The sequence below is a fragment of the Candidatus Poriferisodalis sp. genome (assembly GCF_965221945.1).
Classification (GTDB): domain Bacteria; phylum Actinomycetota; class Acidimicrobiia; order Acidimicrobiales; family Poriferisodalaceae; genus Poriferisodalis.
Window position 1 is genome coordinate 77,223 of sequence record NZ_OZ244925.1, and the last position, 13,513, is coordinate 90,735.

Genomic DNA, 13,513 nt, shown 5'->3' on the forward strand with positions numbered 1-13,513 from the left:
CACTAGAGAACGTCGATGACGGCGGAGGCGAAGTCCTCGGTGCCTGCTGTGCCGCCCTGGTCAGGCGTCAGGCGCTCGCCTTGTTCGTAGACCTCTTCCAGCGCCCGGTCCAACCGGTCCGCTGGAGCCTCAAGCCCGAGGTGGCGCAGCATCATCTCGGCGGATTCGAGCGTGGCGGTCGGGTTGATGATGCCCAGCCCGGCGATATCGGGAGCCGTGCCGTGCGCCGATTCGAAGTAGGCCCAGTCGTCGCCGTAGCAGCCAGATGGTGCGAGGCCCATCCCGCCGATGGTGCCTGCACCCTCGTCGGAGAGGATGTCGCCGTACAGGTTGGGCAGCAGCAGCACATCGAGATCGTGCGGGCGCATGACCAGCCGGTGTGCCATGTCGTCGATGATGAACTGCTCGTATTCCAGGCCCGGATACTCCGAGGCGACCTCACGAGCGATGTCGCAGAACCAGCGATCGGTGGCGGGCAGCATGTTCGTCTTGGCAGACACGGTCAGCTTCCCGCCTCGCTGCAATGCCAGCTCGCACGCAAAGCGGGTGACCTGTTCCGTGCCGGGCCGGGTGATGATCTTCGCCGCGAAGCGGCCATTTGCGGCGTCGGGCGGGACACGGGAGCGGCCTTCGGTCAGCCCTGCATCCAGCAGCAACTTGGCGGGACCCATCACGCCGACGTACATGTCCTCGAGGTTTTCGCGCACGATCACGTAATCGATGCCCTCGGGCCGAGCCAGCGGCGAGGCGTAGCCCGACCGCCAGCGGACCGGACGCACGTTGGCGTACGTGCGCTTGCCCCAGCGCATGAAGCCTGCCCCTGGCGTCGTGCCATTTGACGAGCCGAACAGCACCGTGTCGGCGGCGTCGATGTGCTCGCCGACCAGTGCTTCTCGCTCTTCGGGTGTGCGGGCGGCCAATTCGTCGCCGACTGGGACGTGGTCCCACTCGATCGGCAGGTCGAGGGCGTCCAAGACGCGCAGCGAGGCCGACATCGCCTCGGGCGCAGCGTCGTCGCCAGGAATCACGCACACCTTGTGCCGCCGAACAGAGGTCATGCGCCGACGCTACGCGGCCCAGTTGTCGTATTGCTCGGCGTCGCCTGCGCGAGGCGATCACGGCGTCGCTGTGAGACGGCGGGCTCAGAGGCCGGGCTTGGTCACCATCACCGCGATTGCCGCCACGACGACCAGGCTCGCCATTGCGTCGAGCGTTCGCCAGCGACGAAGCAGGCCACTGATCACCGCTGGCTCGCTGTTGCCGGCGTCGAGTGCTGCGAGCAGCTTCTGCGTCGTGGGCCGCACGGCCCCGTGCGCGAGGGCCACCCAGGCGAAATAGAGGACCAAGCCAATCGTGACCCAGCCTTGGCGGAAGTCCCAGCGATCGTCGAGCAACACCGCAGCGAAACCCGCCAGACCGGCAACGTAGACCGACACGTCCGCGAAGCGAGTCAGGACGTAGCGGTTGGATCGCTGCGCCACCGCCGCTGCGGCTGGGTACACGGGCTCGTTCGACTCGGGGGAGTCCTCAAGCGCGTCATTGATGGTTCGGCGTGTTGCAAATGCAGTCATCGCTGCGCCGCCGAATCCGAAACCGGCGGTGAGCAAATGAGTCACCAGCAGCACTTGATATGGCCCTGAGTTGAATCCGGCGGCCAGCAGCGAACTCACAGCGTTGTGATCCATGACCTGAGTATTCCGTGCCCACGGGTCGATGGGTGCGCGGGTAGCCGAGCGAGACGTGAAGCCCGCCGATCGGGCTTCGTTCTTGCCACCAGCACCGTCAGTGGTAGGTTCACAGTGCCGCAGAGACACGGCCGGATCTCCGGGGGAAGGGGAGTCCATGCCGATCGAGTCATCAGGCCATAGTGCTGGCAACCCGAGGCTGTACGAGGTCATCGAGGGCACGCCCCGCGAGGGCCCCGGCCCGACGATCTGGGCGTGGCCGCAAATTGTCGATTATCTCAAGGTCGCCGGACAGCCGGTCCAAGGGCCTTGGCCGCCCCACCAGGAGCGACGTCCCGATCCCGATGCCGAGGCGATGCCGCGAGCTGTGCCGGATCCGCAGGGACCTGGTGGGCAGTCGACGGGGGGCTGAGGTATGTATCCATCCCGCTTCCGCTACGAAGCCCCCTCGACACTCGCCGAGGCCATAGCCCTGCTCGCCGCTGCTGATGGCGAGGCGAAGATCCTTGCGGGGGGCCAGAGCCTCATCCCGATGATGAAGCTGCGTTTCGCCGCCCCGGCGATGCTCGTCGACATCAACGGCGTCAGTGGTCTCGACTACCACCGGGCCGATGCCGATGGCACCTATCGCATCGGTGCGCTGTGCCGTCACGCCGATCTCGAGAAATCGGCAACGCTCGGCGATCATCAACCCACGATCGCTGCGGCGGCCCCCATTGTGGCCGACCCGCTCGTGCGCACACGAGGGACGCTGGTCGGCTCGGTGTGCCACGCCGACCCGCAGGGCGACTGGGCCTCGGTGATGGTCTCGCTGGAGGGAGCCATCGTGGCCCAAGGCCCGAACGGGCAACGGACCATTCCGGTCAACGACTTCATCGACGGTCCGTTCCAGACGGTGCTCGCTCCCGACGAGATCGCCGTCGAGGCGGTGGTTCCGCCAGCGCGTGGGACCCGGGCCGGCGGTTACCTCAAGCTTGAACGCCGTGTCGGCGACTTCGCCACCGTCGGCGTGGCGGTCTCGGTGGAGATGTCGGGCGACAGTGTTGCTCGGGCGGGCATCGGGCTGACCGGTGTCGGGCCTGCCACCATCAACGCTTCGGGCGCAGCGGCGGCTTTGGTCGGCACGTCGCTCGATAGCGACGCCGTCGATGCGGCGGCTCAGCTCGCCGCCGAAGCGGCCCAGCCGCGCTCCGACCACCGGGGAAGCGCCGACTACAAGCGCCACGTCGTCGCGACATTCGTGAGACGCCTCGGGGCGCAAATTCAGCGGTCTGGACAGAAGGCGGCCTGACATGAGCACGTTGTTCGAAGAGGTCCCGCCGAGCTTTGGTGACGACGTGCCGGTTCGCCGGGTGGAATTGACCGTGAATGGCGAACGGCGTGCTGCCGACGTCGAGCCGCGGCTGCTGCTGGCACACCTGCTGCGCAACGGCTTCCGACTGACGGGGACCCACACCGGCTGCGACACGACGAACTGCGGCGCATGCACGGTGCTGTACGACGGAGTGCCCGTCAAGAGCTGCACGATGTTCGCAGTCCAAGCCGACGGTCATGAGATCCTCACCGTCGAAGGCCTTGCGACGGCGAGCGAACTGCATCCGATCCAGGAAGGCTTCAAGGACGAGCACGGTCTGCAGTGCGGCTTCTGCACCCCCGGGATGATGCTCAGCGCCAAGGCCCTTCTGGAGGAGAACCCGAACCCGAGCGAGGACGAGATCCGCTGGGCACTGTCCGGGAACCTGTGCCGCTGCACCGGCTACCAGAACATCGTCAAGGCGGTGATGTGGGCCGCCACCAAGCTAGGCGGCGCCGCACCCGACAGCGACGACCCGGATGCTGGTGGCAGTGCCGCCGGCGACGGGGCCGGAGAGGAGGGCTGAGATGGCGCTCGACGAGATCAAGATCGGCGGCCTCGGCGCCAGCCGGCGCCGGGTCGAGGACAACCGCTTCATCCGCGGCAAGGGCAACTACATCGACGACATCGCCCTGCCCGGGATGCTGCACATGGAGATCCTCCGCAGCCCCTTGGCGCACGCTCGAATCAGGTCCATCGATGTCAGCGGCGCTTGGGCGATCCCCGGCGTTCGCCTCGTGCTCACAGGCGACATGCTGGCTGCACGGAATCTGGCGTGGATGCCGACGCTGTCGTACGACACCCAGGCGGTCCTCGCCACTGACAAGGTCAGATTCCAGGGGCAGGAGGTCGCGTGTGTCGTCGCCGACGACCCCTACATCGCGAAGGACGGCTGCGAAGCCATCATCGTCGACTACGAACCGTTGCCGCCCATCGTCAACCCGACCCAGGCGCTGGCCCCCGACGCGCCGCTGATCCGCGACGACAAGACCGGCCAGAACGACAACGTGGTGTTCGATTGGGAGGTCGGCGACCGGGTGGGCACCGATCGGGCCTTCGCCGAGGCCGACGAGGTCTCGACCATCGAGATGCACTACCCGCGCTCCCACCCGTCGCCCATCGAGACCTGCGGCTCCATCGCCGACTTCGACCGGGCGACCTCGAAACTCACCGTGTACATGACCACCCAGGCGCCGCACATCATCCGGGCCGCAGTGGCACTGGTGGCCGAGCTGCCCGAGCACATGATCCGCATCGTCTCTCCCGACCTCGGCGGCGGTTTCGGGAACAAGGTGCCGGTGTATCCGGGCTACGTGGTGTCGATCCTGGCTTCGATCCTGCTCGAAAGCCCCGTCAAGTGGATCGAGGACAAGAGCGGGAACCTCATCTCCACCGGATTCGGCCGCGACATCTACCTCAAGGGCGAGATGGCGCTGCGCCGGAACGGCCGCATTCTGGGCGTGCGCATGCACACCGACTCCGACCATGGCGCGTTCTTTTCCGATGCCCAGCCGAGCAAGTTCAAGATCGGCCTGATGCACTCGGCGTTTGCCTGCTACGACATCCCGGCTGCCCACCTCACCGCCCAGGGCGTCTACACCAACAAGGCGCCGGGAGGCGTCGCGTATCGATGCTCCTTCCGGGTCACCGAAGCCATGTACTTCCAGGAGCGCATGGTGCAAGCCGCCGCCGACGACCTCGGCATGGACCAGGCCGAGTTCCGCCGGATCAATCTGGTTCGAGACGACGACTTCCCGCATCGCACTCCCTACGGGTTCCTGACCGACTCCGGCCAGTATCAGAAGTGCCTCGACCTCGGCCTCGAGGCGATCGGCTACGACGACTTCTTGCGGCAGAAGGAAGATGCCCGCAAGCGGGGCCGGCTCTTGGGCATCGGCATCTCGACGATGACCGAGCCCCTCGGGGCCGGCAACAGCCGGGAATACGACATTTTGGGAATCAAGATGTTCGACTCCGCCGAGCTGAAGGTGCACATGACCGGCAAGGCGCTGCTGCGCACCGGTGCCAAGTCCCAGGGTCAAGGCCACGAGACCACCTGGGCACAGATCGTCGCCCACGAACTCGGTATCCCGGCCGAAGATGTGCTCGTCGAGGAGGGCGATACCGACACGGCCCCGTTCGGCATGGGGACCTACGCATCGCGCAGCACCCCCGTGGCCGGGGCGGCCGTTGCGATGGTGTCGCGCAAGATCCGCGCCAAGGCCCGCAAGATTGCCGCTCACCTGCTGGAGGTGTCCGAAGAGGACATCGAGTGGGAACTCGGGCGGTTCTCGATTCGCGGCGCCCCTGACCGAGGCGTGACGATCCAGGATTGCGCATTTGCCGCCTACAGCAACATGCCTGACGGCATGGAGCCGGGCCTTGAGAACAACGCCTACTACGACCCTCCCAACCTGACGTGGCCGTTCGCCTGCTACATCGCGACCGTCGAGGTCGATCCCGAGACCGGCGTGTGGGACGTCTTGCGGGTGGTGGCCGTGGACGACTGCGGTGTGCGCATCAACCCAATGATTGTCGAGGGCCAGATCATGGGCGGCCTCACCGAGGCGTATGCCATGGCCAACATGCAATTCATCACCTTCGACGAGGACGGCAACTGCATCGGCTCCAACTACATGGACTACTTGCTGCCGACGGCTTGGGAAACACCGGGCTTCGAGCTGCACGAGGTGGTGACCCCGTGCCCGCACCATCCCATCGGGGCCAAGGGCGTCGGGGAATGCGCCACCGTCGGCGGTCCTGCAGCGTTCGTCAACGCCGTCATGGACGCGATCTCCGACACCGGCGTGCGCAATATCGACATGCCGCTGCTGCCTGATCGGGTCTATGAAGCCATCACCCAGCGTCACGACGTCTCCGGCGCACCGCCGGTGAAGACAGAGCCGTGAGCGAACCCGTTCTTGCCGAGCACAGGGCCGTCGAGGGCGGGGCCGTCGCAGGCTGGGGCGTCCTGGAACAGGCCATCGAACTCGCACGCAGCGGTGAGGCATTCGTGTTGGCAACGGTTGTCTGGCGCGAAGCCCCGACCTCGGGGCAGCAGGGATCTCGTGCCATCTACACGGCCTCGGGCGAGATCTACGGCTGGATCGGCGGCGCGTGCGCTGAGCCGGTGTTCATCCGGGAGGCCATCGCAACGCTTGAAGCCGGGACGCCGCGGTTGCTGGCGCTCGGCGCGAGCGATCGTTTCGGCGATCTCCCCCAAGGCACGACCGCGGTGGCCATGTCGTGCCAGAGCGAAGGCGCCTTGCAGATCTATCTGGAGCCCGTCGTGGCCGAACCTCACCTGGTGATCGTCGGAAGCTCGCCGATGGCGACGACCCTGTCGGCGCTCGCCAGTCAACTCGACTGGCGTGTCGAGCTGGTCACCGGCTCCGAGTTCAGCGAGGGATTGCTCACACCGCAGTCGATCGTCGTCGTCGCCACCCAAGGACACGGCGACGAAGACGTGCTGGGGGGCGCGCTCAAGGCGGCTCCGGCTTATGTGGGCCTCGTCGCGTCCAGCCGCAGGGGAGAGAGCGTGCGTGCGCTGCTCGTTGCTCAGGGGGCCGACCAAGCCCAACTCAGCACCTTACGGGTCCCGGCAGGACTGGATCTCGGCAGCACTTCTCACAAAGAGGTCGCTGTGTCGATCCTGGCCGAGCTGGTGCAATTGCGAGCACAGGGTGCGTTCGCTGCCCCGGTCACCCCCCAAGCGCCCACGACAGCCACGGCTATCGATCCCGTCTGCGGCATGACGGTCCAGATCGATCCGGCTGCTGTCTCACTGGAGGTGGGAGACGAGGTCTTCTACTTCTGCTGTGCAAGGTGCCGGACGGCCTATGCGCGTGAACAGGGAGTCGCCTGATGGAGATCACCAATCAGTTCGGGGTCGCTCAGCCGCTGGAGGCTGTGTGGGACTTCTTCGGTGACGTCCCGCAGGTTGCCGCGTGCCTGCCCGGCACGGAGCTGACCACCGAGCTGGGAGACGATCGCTTCGGCGGCACGGTGTCCATCGGTCTCGGTCCGATCAAGATGGATTTCGACGGCGGCGCTGAGATCACCCACCGCGACGTTGAGGCCCGCACCATCTCCGTCGCCGCCAGCGGCAGCGATCGCAAGGGCCGGGGCGAAGCGACGCTCGCACTCGACGTAAGCCTTGCCCCGGCTGCGGACGGCACCACCGTCGACGTCGCCATGGATCTGCAGCTCTCCGGGCCGGCCGCGCAGTATGGGCGTGGCTTGGTGAGCGACATCACCGCAGTGCTGCTGAACGATTTTGCCGCCAACGTGCAGAACCGACTGGCTGCGATCGCGGCGGGCCGTGACCCCGATCCCCTCAGCCAAGCCCAAGCCGCCGGCGGCGTTGCCATCGGTGTGCGCGCCGCGCGCATGGGGCTCGCGCGCGTCCTACGTCGATTCGCCCTGCCTTACCGCCCCGAGGCCGTCTGAGGAGGCTGTTGTGCTCTGGTGGATTGGAAACCTGATTCTGCTGCTGGTGGTAGTGCCGGTGGCGGTCGCACTGCTGAACCGGGTACTGGCTGCCATCGAGCGGATCCGCAAAGCCAGCGACGAGATCCTGACTGCGGGCGTGGCGGTCATCGGAGAACTCGACACCACGCGCGATCTGCTTGCAACGACTGACGAGACGATCGAAGAGGTAGCAGACGGTGCGGTGCGCTACGCCGGTTCGGTCGGGAAGCTCTTGGGCTGAAGGGAGTTCTGATGCCTGCTGTTGCCTGGGTCACTGTCATCATCGGCGGCCTGATCATCGTGGCTGCCGCTGTCGGGTTGCTGCGAGTGGCGCTCCACTTGCGGGCGGTCCACAGCACGCTCGTGGCGGTCGCGGGCGGTGTTGGTGTCATCGCCGACCAGACCTCGACAGTCCCGACCGTGTTGCCGTCGGTGAATGCGACGCTCAAGCCCGTGCGGGACTTCTGCGAATCGATCTGAGGGAGGGAATGCCGTGATACTGCTACTCGCTCAAGAGTCGACAACCGGGTGGACAATCGGCTACGTCATCGGCATCGTCGTGGTGATCGCGGTGGTCGCGCTCGTCGTGCCGATCCTGATGCTGGCTCGTTCGATCGGCAATCGGGCATCGGAGATCAACGCCGGGCTGGAAGACGCGGTCACCAACACGGCGTCGCTGGCGGAATTGAACACCACGATCGAGGCGGCATCGACAATCGTCGCCGGCCTGAAGCGTGGTCGGGCCCGGTTAGGAGGCTGAGATGGACCTACTGGCTCTGACCGACACCCAAGAAAACCTTTGGTGGGGGGTCATCATCGGCGGCTTCGTCGTGATCATCGCTGTGGTCGTCCTGCTCACGATGCTCGTGCTGCTTGTGCGGACGATCGAGCAGCGGGTGGCAACGATCAAGGACACGCTCGAACGAGCGGCTGCCAACACCGCCGACACTGCCCTGATCGGCGAGACCGCCGCTCAAGTCGATGCGGTCCTAACCGAAGGCCTTGAACACCACCTGTTCTTGGGCCGTGTCCTCGACAAGGTGCGCTCATGACGACGCTCGTAGTCCTCTCCGTCATCCTGATCGGACTGTTCATTGCCGGGCTGGCGTTTTACCTGTTCATCGTGGGAGGTCAGCTGACCCGGATCGCTGGGCTGCTGGAAGAGTGCTCGCAGATCGTGTGGAAGATCAAGGCAGACGCCGAAGCCGTCGAGCCTGGTGTCGAGCGCATCAACAACACCGGCGGCGTCATCGCGGGAGCGTTGCCGCTGCTGTACGGCATGGCCGAAGGCATCGTGGCTGGCGCCACCTATGAGCCTGAGCCCGAGCCTCGCGAGCCTGTGCCGGCCCGGCCGGCAATGGGCACGCGCCGCAGCCGGCTCCACGACGCCGTCGGTTACCACCCCGAATAGCGCAGCGCCTGACGCCGTTCTGAACCGGTACTTGTTTCAACGTCGCAGAGTTCCCTGCCGTCTGCGCAATTCGGGCATCTGTGCCGGTTCGCTCACGCGCTCGCCTGCCGAAGATCAGTTCACTCCAGAGCCGGGGTTCCGCTCTGTCGAGCCGCTTGGATTGCGTGTAGTGGTCAGCGGTCCAGCGGTGGGGGCTCGGTAGCTGCCGATCCACTCGTCCTTCCAAACCTGGTCGAACTGTTCGGGCGCGCAGCCGGGTCGGTAGATGGCGACCAACTCGCGGACGATCTGTTCGCGATGCGAGCGCAACCCGCCTGGGACCTCATAGGTGCAGATGTGGAGGTTCCACTTGTTGGCGGCGCGCCGCTCCCAACACTTGGCGCGCGGGTGGCCGAACGGCAGCCCGGCCGCAGCCAGGTTGTCCGCGTGGTCGACGTCGATTACGGCGTAGTCGTATGGTCGGCCGTCGGGATCGGCTCGGTACAGGATCGCGAACACGGCCGCAATTGCAGGCGGCGTCCAGCCGCCGAGCACCCTGGGTCCCTCGAATGGGTAACCGGCGAGCGAGCCCAGTCGGATCATTTGGGGCGGATCATCTGGGCCGGACACTTGGGCCGGATCATTCGTCGAATCCTGAGTCGCCGACCTCGAACTCGTCCTCGCCGATCACTTCAGCACGCGTCATCGGCCAGGCCGGAAGGTTCGCGGTCTCGACGGCCGCGGCGAAGGCCTCCATTGCCGTTTCGACGGCGATGTCGGCGTTTTCGGCCTCGATCACGATCTGAGCGCCGTACGCCATCGCGCCGACGCCCGATGCGATGCCGCCGAGCGGCGCGACCGCGTCGGCAAGCGCCACAACCTCGCTGAGTTCGACGGGCCGGTCGCCCTCTGCCTGGATGGAGACGCTCCACTTGCTCATACCGATCAGCCGATGTGAGGCAGCTTGGCGGCGAAGGACTCGAGGCTGGCCAGGTCGTGTCCGGATACGAGGGTGTCGATGAACGGGCCCGCGACCAACATGGCGAGCGTGCTCGGTGGGACATCGATGTCGTCGCCGACGAGCGGGTTCATCCAGATGATCCGGTGGCAGAGCCGACTGAGGCGTTCCATTGCGTCGGCGAGCACGGCGGGGTCTCCGCGGTCAAGCCCGTCGGAGCAGACAACGACGGTGGCGCCCCGGCTGAGGCCTTTGCGACCCCACTTGCGGACGAAGGTGTCCAGCGACTTGCCGATCTGCGTGCCGCCGTCCCAGTCGAGCACACGGCCCGCAGCGAGCTTCATCGCGTCGTCCGGGTTGCGTCGGTCCAGCGCCGGCGTGATGCGCGTCAGCCGGGTGCCGAAACAAAAGACCTCGACTTTCTGGGCTGCCCGGCGCATCGAGTACGCGAACTGCAACAGGTTGCGCGAGTAGTCGGCCATGGAACCCGAGACGTCACAGATGAGCACGAGTGGCCGGGGTCGCAGTGATCGAGACAGGTGGCGCAGATCGGGTGCGGTGTGGCTGATTCGCATGGCTTCGCGGGCCATGCGCCGGATGTCGAGCCGCGAGCCCGACGGGTCCGGCTGCCGCCGTCGTGTACGGCGTCGAGGCGGCTCCAGCCCGATCCGTGTCATAATCCGCCGCAGCATTGCCAATTCGTCGGGCGTGCACTCGGCGAATCGTTTGTCACGCTGGATCTCGACCCCCGATGCCTGCAGTCCGAGCACCATCGGTCGGTCATCGCCGGCCTGCTCGCCAGGTTCGCTGTCAGGAACCTGCAGCGTGCCGCTCAGTCCTTGTGTCACCGGTTCGTGCGGTTCGGGTTCGGGGGAGCGGGGCGACCGCAGGCCCATGAAATAGCGGCGGAATACCTCGTCAAAGACCGGCAGGTGCTCGCGGCGATGCACGAGGGTCGCTCGGCCGCTCCAATAGACGTCGGTGAGGTCGCTGGGTGTGAGCTCGGCGACCCCTGAGCAGAACATGACGACGTCATCGGAGCCGACCGGCAGGCCCTCGTCTCTCAGCGCGTGGCCGAATCCGACGAGCCGCGCCACGATCTCCAGCGACGGTGAGCCAGCCTCGTGTGCGGCCCCAGGACCCGTCTCAGGCATCGGCCACGACATCGATGTCAGGCATCGGCAACGACACCGATGTCAAGCATCGGCAACGATTCTGTCGAACTCGGCTTCGACAAGTTCGAGGTCGTCGCGATCCTTGATGACCGCGCCGAGCGTGTCGGCTGCCGACGCAGCGTCGAGCTCGGAGGTGCCCAGCACGCCGAGCGCGTCCACCCAGTCCAGTGTCTCCGCGACGCCGGGAAGCTTGACCAAGTCCATGTCCCGCAGTCGCTGGACCGCCGCGACAACTTTGCGCACGAGCGCCTCGACCGCATCAGGCGCACGCAAACCCACGATCTCGATTTCTTCTTCGAAGGTGGGATAGCCGATCCAGTGATACAGGCACCTTCGCTTCAGGGCGTCGTGCAATTCCCGTGTGCGATTCGATGTCAGCACCACGGCCGGTCGGTCGTCGGCGGCGATCGTGCCGACCTCGGGAATCGTGATCTGGAAGTCTGACAGCAGCTCCAAGAGGAACGCCTCGAATTCGTCATCTGCACGGTCGATTTCGTCGATCAAGAGCACGGCTTTGCTTCCGGCCCGGACCGCCGCGAGGAGCGGGCGTTCGATCAGGAACTCAGGGCTGTAGAGGCCGCTGACCGTCGAGGCATCTGAGAGCTCGCTCTCCGACAGCGCCCGGACGTGGAGCATCTGCCGTGCGTAGTCCCATTCGTACAGGGCCTGGTGGGTGTCGATGCCCTCGTAGCACTGGAGCCGGATGAGCTGCCGCCCGCCGATGTGGGCGAGGCACTTGGCCATTTCGGTCTTGCCGACGCCGACCTCGCCCTCAAGCAGGATGGGTCGACCGAGCCGCAGCCCGATCAGGGTTGCCGTGGCCAGGCCGCGGCTGGCCAAGTAGCCAGACGAACGAAGCTGTGCCTGCAGGTCGGCAACAGTCGCCGGCGCGTCGTCGCGGGGTTGGTCGCTCACCGTGTGCAGCCGGGAATTCGCCGGCCTCAGTCTCCTGATTTCGGACCGAGGACCAGATCGCGCACTGAGGTGCCGTCGGGGGATGACTTGCCCTCGCGCTCAAGCAGCTTCCGCCATGACGTGGCGAGGTCCTCGTCGTCTTCAGCGATGCCGTCGAATGTGAAGTCACGCGCGTTGCGGCACACCTTGGTGGGACTGCAGTCAGCATCCAGACCGACGTCGTCGGTGCCCTGCCACATGTCTTCGGGGACAGGCAGCGGCTCGGCGTTCGGGTCTGTATTCGTCAGGATCGGATCCGTCGACGTCACTGGGTCGATGGTAGCCGCGGGCGGCAGAACTCGATCTTCGAGCACTCGAGAGGCGAAGCCGTGGCCCGAGCGGCCCGTGTGCGCAGCGAACAAGGGCGGGAAACAAGACGTTCGTCAGCCGAAGGTGCGTCTCTGGGCGCTGCTTCTCAGGACGGCGGCTGGTCACGTGCGGCGATCATCTCGGCGAGCACCGAGACAGCGACTTCGCTCGGTGTTCGAGCGCCGATGTCAATGCCGGCCGGCGCGAAAATCCGGTCGGTGTCGGTGACACCCCGGTAGGCGAGCCAGTCGAGCCTCACCGCTTGGATCGGCTGCGGACCCACCGAGCCGATGTAGCCGGCCCGCGAGTTCACCGCCGCCAACAGCACGCGGCCGGTTGCCTCGATGTCATGGCCGATCACGACGATGCCGTCGAGCGGGGACAGGGCGCCGGCCAGGCCGATCGCGGCTTCGGGCCCGGTGCACTGCTGGACGTTGCAGCCAACGAAGTCGCCGGCCTCCGCCACCGCGTTGGCCATGGGACCCGATCCCATCACCACCAGGGTCGGCCGCGGGCTCCACGTCGTTACCACCGAGTCGGGCTTGAACACGACGGAGCGGTCTGCGGTGCCGTCGACCGAGATCGTGGTGGCGGTGACCATGTCGCCGTCGAGTTCGGCCACGAGGGTGACACGCTGGCGTTCGAGCAGCTGATCCCACAGCTCTTCGGGGAGCGTGTCAGCCGGCGCCACCAGGATGCGGACGACCGCGCCTGCCTCGACGCCGACTGCGGTGCTCTCGATGGCGTCCAGCTCGATCTCGACGACTCGCCCGCTCGTCGGCTTCGCTGAGGCCAACTCGATGAGGCGACTGTCGAGGGCCCCGCCTAGGAGCGTGCCGAGCTTGCCGCCGCCGGGGGTGATACCGACGGCATCCGCGGGGTCGAATCGCGGCGTGAGGGAAGTATCCAGGTTCCAGGCCACGTCAACCCGGGTGCCCCCGCGCAGGCAGGCCGTGACGCTCACCGCAATGCCGTACACGGCGCAAACGTACCTGGCGCAGCGGGCGGCCAAGCCGAAGGCGGATCGTCACACGGCGCCAACCATCGCTGCGTCCGCATTACTGAATCACACCGGGTCTTGTAGAGACTCGGAGTGATTCAGCACCGACACAATCCCCCAAATCAGGGATCCCTGTCACCGGCCAGTCCCGTCCCGGCGAACACGAGCAACGCCAGAAAATGCAGGTCAGCCACGCCCGCTCAACCGCCACTTGGGAG

General features: G+C 66.3%; 19 protein-coding genes. 11 read left to right on the forward strand and 8 right to left on the reverse strand.

The genetic code is table 11. The features are described 5' to 3' along the window. Nucleotides 1–2 precede the first annotated feature (2 nt). Together ACOQPH_RS00340 and ACOQPH_RS00345 are read right to left on the reverse strand one after the other, a co-directional pair. Entirely contained in the window at nt 3–1,058 is a 1,056-nt protein-coding gene (locus tag ACOQPH_RS00340; protein ID WP_420622787.1) for an isocitrate/isopropylmalate dehydrogenase family protein, read from the reverse strand. A gap of 84 nt (nt 1,059–1,142) precedes the next feature. Then, complete coding sequence (locus ACOQPH_RS00345) at nt 1,143–1,685, reverse strand: DUF2269 family protein (RefSeq protein ID WP_420622788.1); 543 nt, start codon at nt 1,683–1,685, stop codon at nt 1,143–1,145. A 157-nt stretch (nt 1,686–1,842) separates the two neighbouring features. On the opposite strand from ACOQPH_RS00345, the gene ACOQPH_RS00350 reads away from it, so the two are divergent. Genes ACOQPH_RS00350 through ACOQPH_RS00400 form a run of 11 tightly spaced genes read left to right on the forward strand, consistent with a single transcriptional unit; the run spans nt 1,843 to nt 8,920 of the window. Next, complete coding sequence (locus ACOQPH_RS00350) at nt 1,843–2,097, forward strand: hypothetical protein (protein ID WP_420622789.1); 255 nt, start codon at nt 1,843–1,845, stop codon at nt 2,095–2,097. Between the two features lie 3 nt (nt 2,098–2,100). Further along, nucleotides 2,101–2,976 carry an FAD binding domain-containing protein gene (locus ACOQPH_RS00355; RefSeq protein ID WP_420622790.1) on the forward strand — a complete coding sequence of 292 codons (876 nt, stop codon included), beginning with the start codon at nt 2,101–2,103 and terminating at the stop codon, nt 2,974–2,976. A 1-nt stretch (nt 2,977) separates the two neighbouring features. Further along, complete coding sequence (locus tag ACOQPH_RS00360; protein ID WP_420622791.1) at nt 2,978–3,565, forward strand: (2Fe-2S)-binding protein; 588 nt, start codon at nt 2,978–2,980, stop codon at nt 3,563–3,565. Between the two features lies 1 nt (nt 3,566). Then, the gene (locus ACOQPH_RS00365) at nt 3,567–5,948 is read left to right on the forward strand and encodes an aerobic carbon-monoxide dehydrogenase large subunit (RefSeq protein ID WP_420622792.1); all 2,382 of its coding nucleotides are present in this window, start codon (nt 3,567–3,569) and stop codon (nt 5,946–5,948) included. Continuing rightward, complete coding sequence (locus ACOQPH_RS00370) at nt 5,945–6,904, forward strand: XdhC family protein (protein ID WP_420622793.1); 960 nt, start codon at nt 5,945–5,947, stop codon at nt 6,902–6,904. The genes ACOQPH_RS00365 and ACOQPH_RS00370 overlap by 4 nt, the downstream gene beginning before the upstream one ends. Next, the gene (locus tag ACOQPH_RS00375; RefSeq protein WP_420622794.1) at nt 6,904–7,488 is read left to right on the forward strand and encodes an SRPBCC family protein; all 585 of its coding nucleotides are present in this window, start codon (nt 6,904–6,906) and stop codon (nt 7,486–7,488) included. Before ACOQPH_RS00370 ends, ACOQPH_RS00375 begins: the two co-directional genes overlap by 1 nt. A 10-nt stretch (nt 7,489–7,498) precedes the next feature. Further along, a complete protein-coding gene (locus ACOQPH_RS00380) occupies nt 7,499–7,750 on the forward strand; it encodes a hypothetical protein (RefSeq protein WP_420446347.1) in 252 nt (83 codons plus the stop codon). A gap of 11 nt (nt 7,751–7,761) precedes the next feature. Further along, nucleotides 7,762–7,989, forward strand: coding sequence for a hypothetical protein (locus ACOQPH_RS00385; protein WP_420622795.1), 228 nt, complete (start codon nt 7,762–7,764; stop codon nt 7,987–7,989). 13 nt (nt 7,990–8,002) lie between these two features. Beyond that, nucleotides 8,003–8,269, forward strand: coding sequence for a hypothetical protein (locus tag ACOQPH_RS00390; RefSeq protein ID WP_420622796.1), 267 nt, complete (start codon nt 8,003–8,005; stop codon nt 8,267–8,269). Between the two features lies 1 nt (nt 8,270). Continuing rightward, nucleotides 8,271–8,561, forward strand: a complete 291-nt coding sequence (locus tag ACOQPH_RS00395; protein ID WP_420446348.1) for a hypothetical protein — start codon at nt 8,271–8,273, stop codon at nt 8,559–8,561. Beyond that, nucleotides 8,558–8,920, forward strand: coding sequence for a hypothetical protein (locus tag ACOQPH_RS00400; protein WP_420622797.1), 363 nt, complete (start codon nt 8,558–8,560; stop codon nt 8,918–8,920). The genes ACOQPH_RS00395 and ACOQPH_RS00400 overlap by 4 nt, the downstream gene beginning before the upstream one ends. 114 nt (nt 8,921–9,034) lie before the next feature. Here the strand turns inward: ACOQPH_RS00400 and ACOQPH_RS00405 are convergent, their stop codons facing one another. From ACOQPH_RS00405 to ACOQPH_RS00430, 6 genes are all read right to left on the reverse strand, one after another. Next, on the reverse strand, nt 9,035–9,502 hold the full coding sequence (locus tag ACOQPH_RS00405) for a hypothetical protein (RefSeq protein WP_420622798.1): 468 nt from the start codon (nt 9,500–9,502) through the stop codon (nt 9,035–9,037). Between the two features lie 37 nt (nt 9,503–9,539). Then, a complete protein-coding gene (locus tag ACOQPH_RS00410; RefSeq protein WP_420622799.1) occupies nt 9,540–9,839 on the reverse strand; it encodes a hypothetical protein in 300 nt (99 codons plus the stop codon). A gap of 5 nt (nt 9,840–9,844) precedes the next feature. Continuing rightward, the gene (locus ACOQPH_RS00415) at nt 9,845–11,011 is read right to left on the reverse strand and encodes a vWA domain-containing protein (protein ID WP_420622800.1); all 1,167 of its coding nucleotides are present in this window, start codon (nt 11,009–11,011) and stop codon (nt 9,845–9,847) included. Between the two features lie 42 nt (nt 11,012–11,053). Then, on the reverse strand, nt 11,054–11,947 hold the full coding sequence (locus tag ACOQPH_RS00420; RefSeq protein ID WP_420622801.1) for an AAA family ATPase: 894 nt from the start codon (nt 11,945–11,947) through the stop codon (nt 11,054–11,056). Between the two features lie 26 nt (nt 11,948–11,973). Beyond that, nucleotides 11,974–12,255, reverse strand: a complete 282-nt coding sequence (locus tag ACOQPH_RS00425) for a hypothetical protein (RefSeq protein WP_420622802.1) — start codon at nt 12,253–12,255, stop codon at nt 11,974–11,976. 146 nt (nt 12,256–12,401) lie between these two features. Then, nucleotides 12,402–13,274 (reverse strand): XdhC family protein, encoded by an 873-nt coding sequence (locus tag ACOQPH_RS00430; RefSeq protein WP_420622803.1) that lies wholly within the window; start codon nt 13,272–13,274, stop codon nt 12,402–12,404. Nucleotides 13,275–13,513 lie beyond the last annotated feature (239 nt).

Excerpts from the sequence above, each read along its gene's own strand:
- ACOQPH_RS00340 (WP_420622787.1), bottom strand. The coding sequence starts at position 1,058 with ATGACCTCTGTTCGGCGGCACAAGGTGTGCGTGATTCCTGGCGACGAC.
- ACOQPH_RS00345 (WP_420622788.1), bottom strand. The coding sequence starts at position 1,685 with ATGGATCACAACGCTGTGAGTTCGCTGCTGGCCGCCGGATTCAACTCA.
- ACOQPH_RS00350 (WP_420622789.1), top strand. The coding sequence starts at position 1,843 with ATGCCGATCGAGTCATCAGGCCATAGTGCTGGCAACCCGAGGCTGTAC.
- ACOQPH_RS00355 (WP_420622790.1), top strand. The coding sequence starts at position 2,101 with ATGTATCCATCCCGCTTCCGCTACGAAGCCCCCTCGACACTCGCCGAG.
- ACOQPH_RS00360 (WP_420622791.1), top strand. The coding sequence starts at position 2,978 with ATGAGCACGTTGTTCGAAGAGGTCCCGCCGAGCTTTGGTGACGACGTG.
- ACOQPH_RS00365 (WP_420622792.1), top strand. The coding sequence starts at position 3,567 with ATGGCGCTCGACGAGATCAAGATCGGCGGCCTCGGCGCCAGCCGGCGC.
- ACOQPH_RS00375 (WP_420622794.1), top strand. The coding sequence starts at position 6,904 with ATGGAGATCACCAATCAGTTCGGGGTCGCTCAGCCGCTGGAGGCTGTG.
- ACOQPH_RS00385 (WP_420622795.1), top strand. The coding sequence starts at position 7,762 with ATGCCTGCTGTTGCCTGGGTCACTGTCATCATCGGCGGCCTGATCATC.
- ACOQPH_RS00395 (WP_420446348.1), top strand. The coding sequence starts at position 8,271 with ATGGACCTACTGGCTCTGACCGACACCCAAGAAAACCTTTGGTGGGGG.
- ACOQPH_RS00400 (WP_420622797.1), top strand. The coding sequence starts at position 8,558 with ATGACGACGCTCGTAGTCCTCTCCGTCATCCTGATCGGACTGTTCATT.
- ACOQPH_RS00405 (WP_420622798.1), bottom strand. The coding sequence starts at position 9,502 with ATGATCCGACTGGGCTCGCTCGCCGGTTACCCATTCGAGGGACCCAGG.
- ACOQPH_RS00410 (WP_420622799.1), bottom strand. The coding sequence starts at position 9,839 with ATGAGCAAGTGGAGCGTCTCCATCCAGGCAGAGGGCGACCGGCCCGTC.
- ACOQPH_RS00415 (WP_420622800.1), bottom strand. The coding sequence starts at position 11,011 with ATGCCTGAGACGGGTCCTGGGGCCGCACACGAGGCTGGCTCACCGTCG.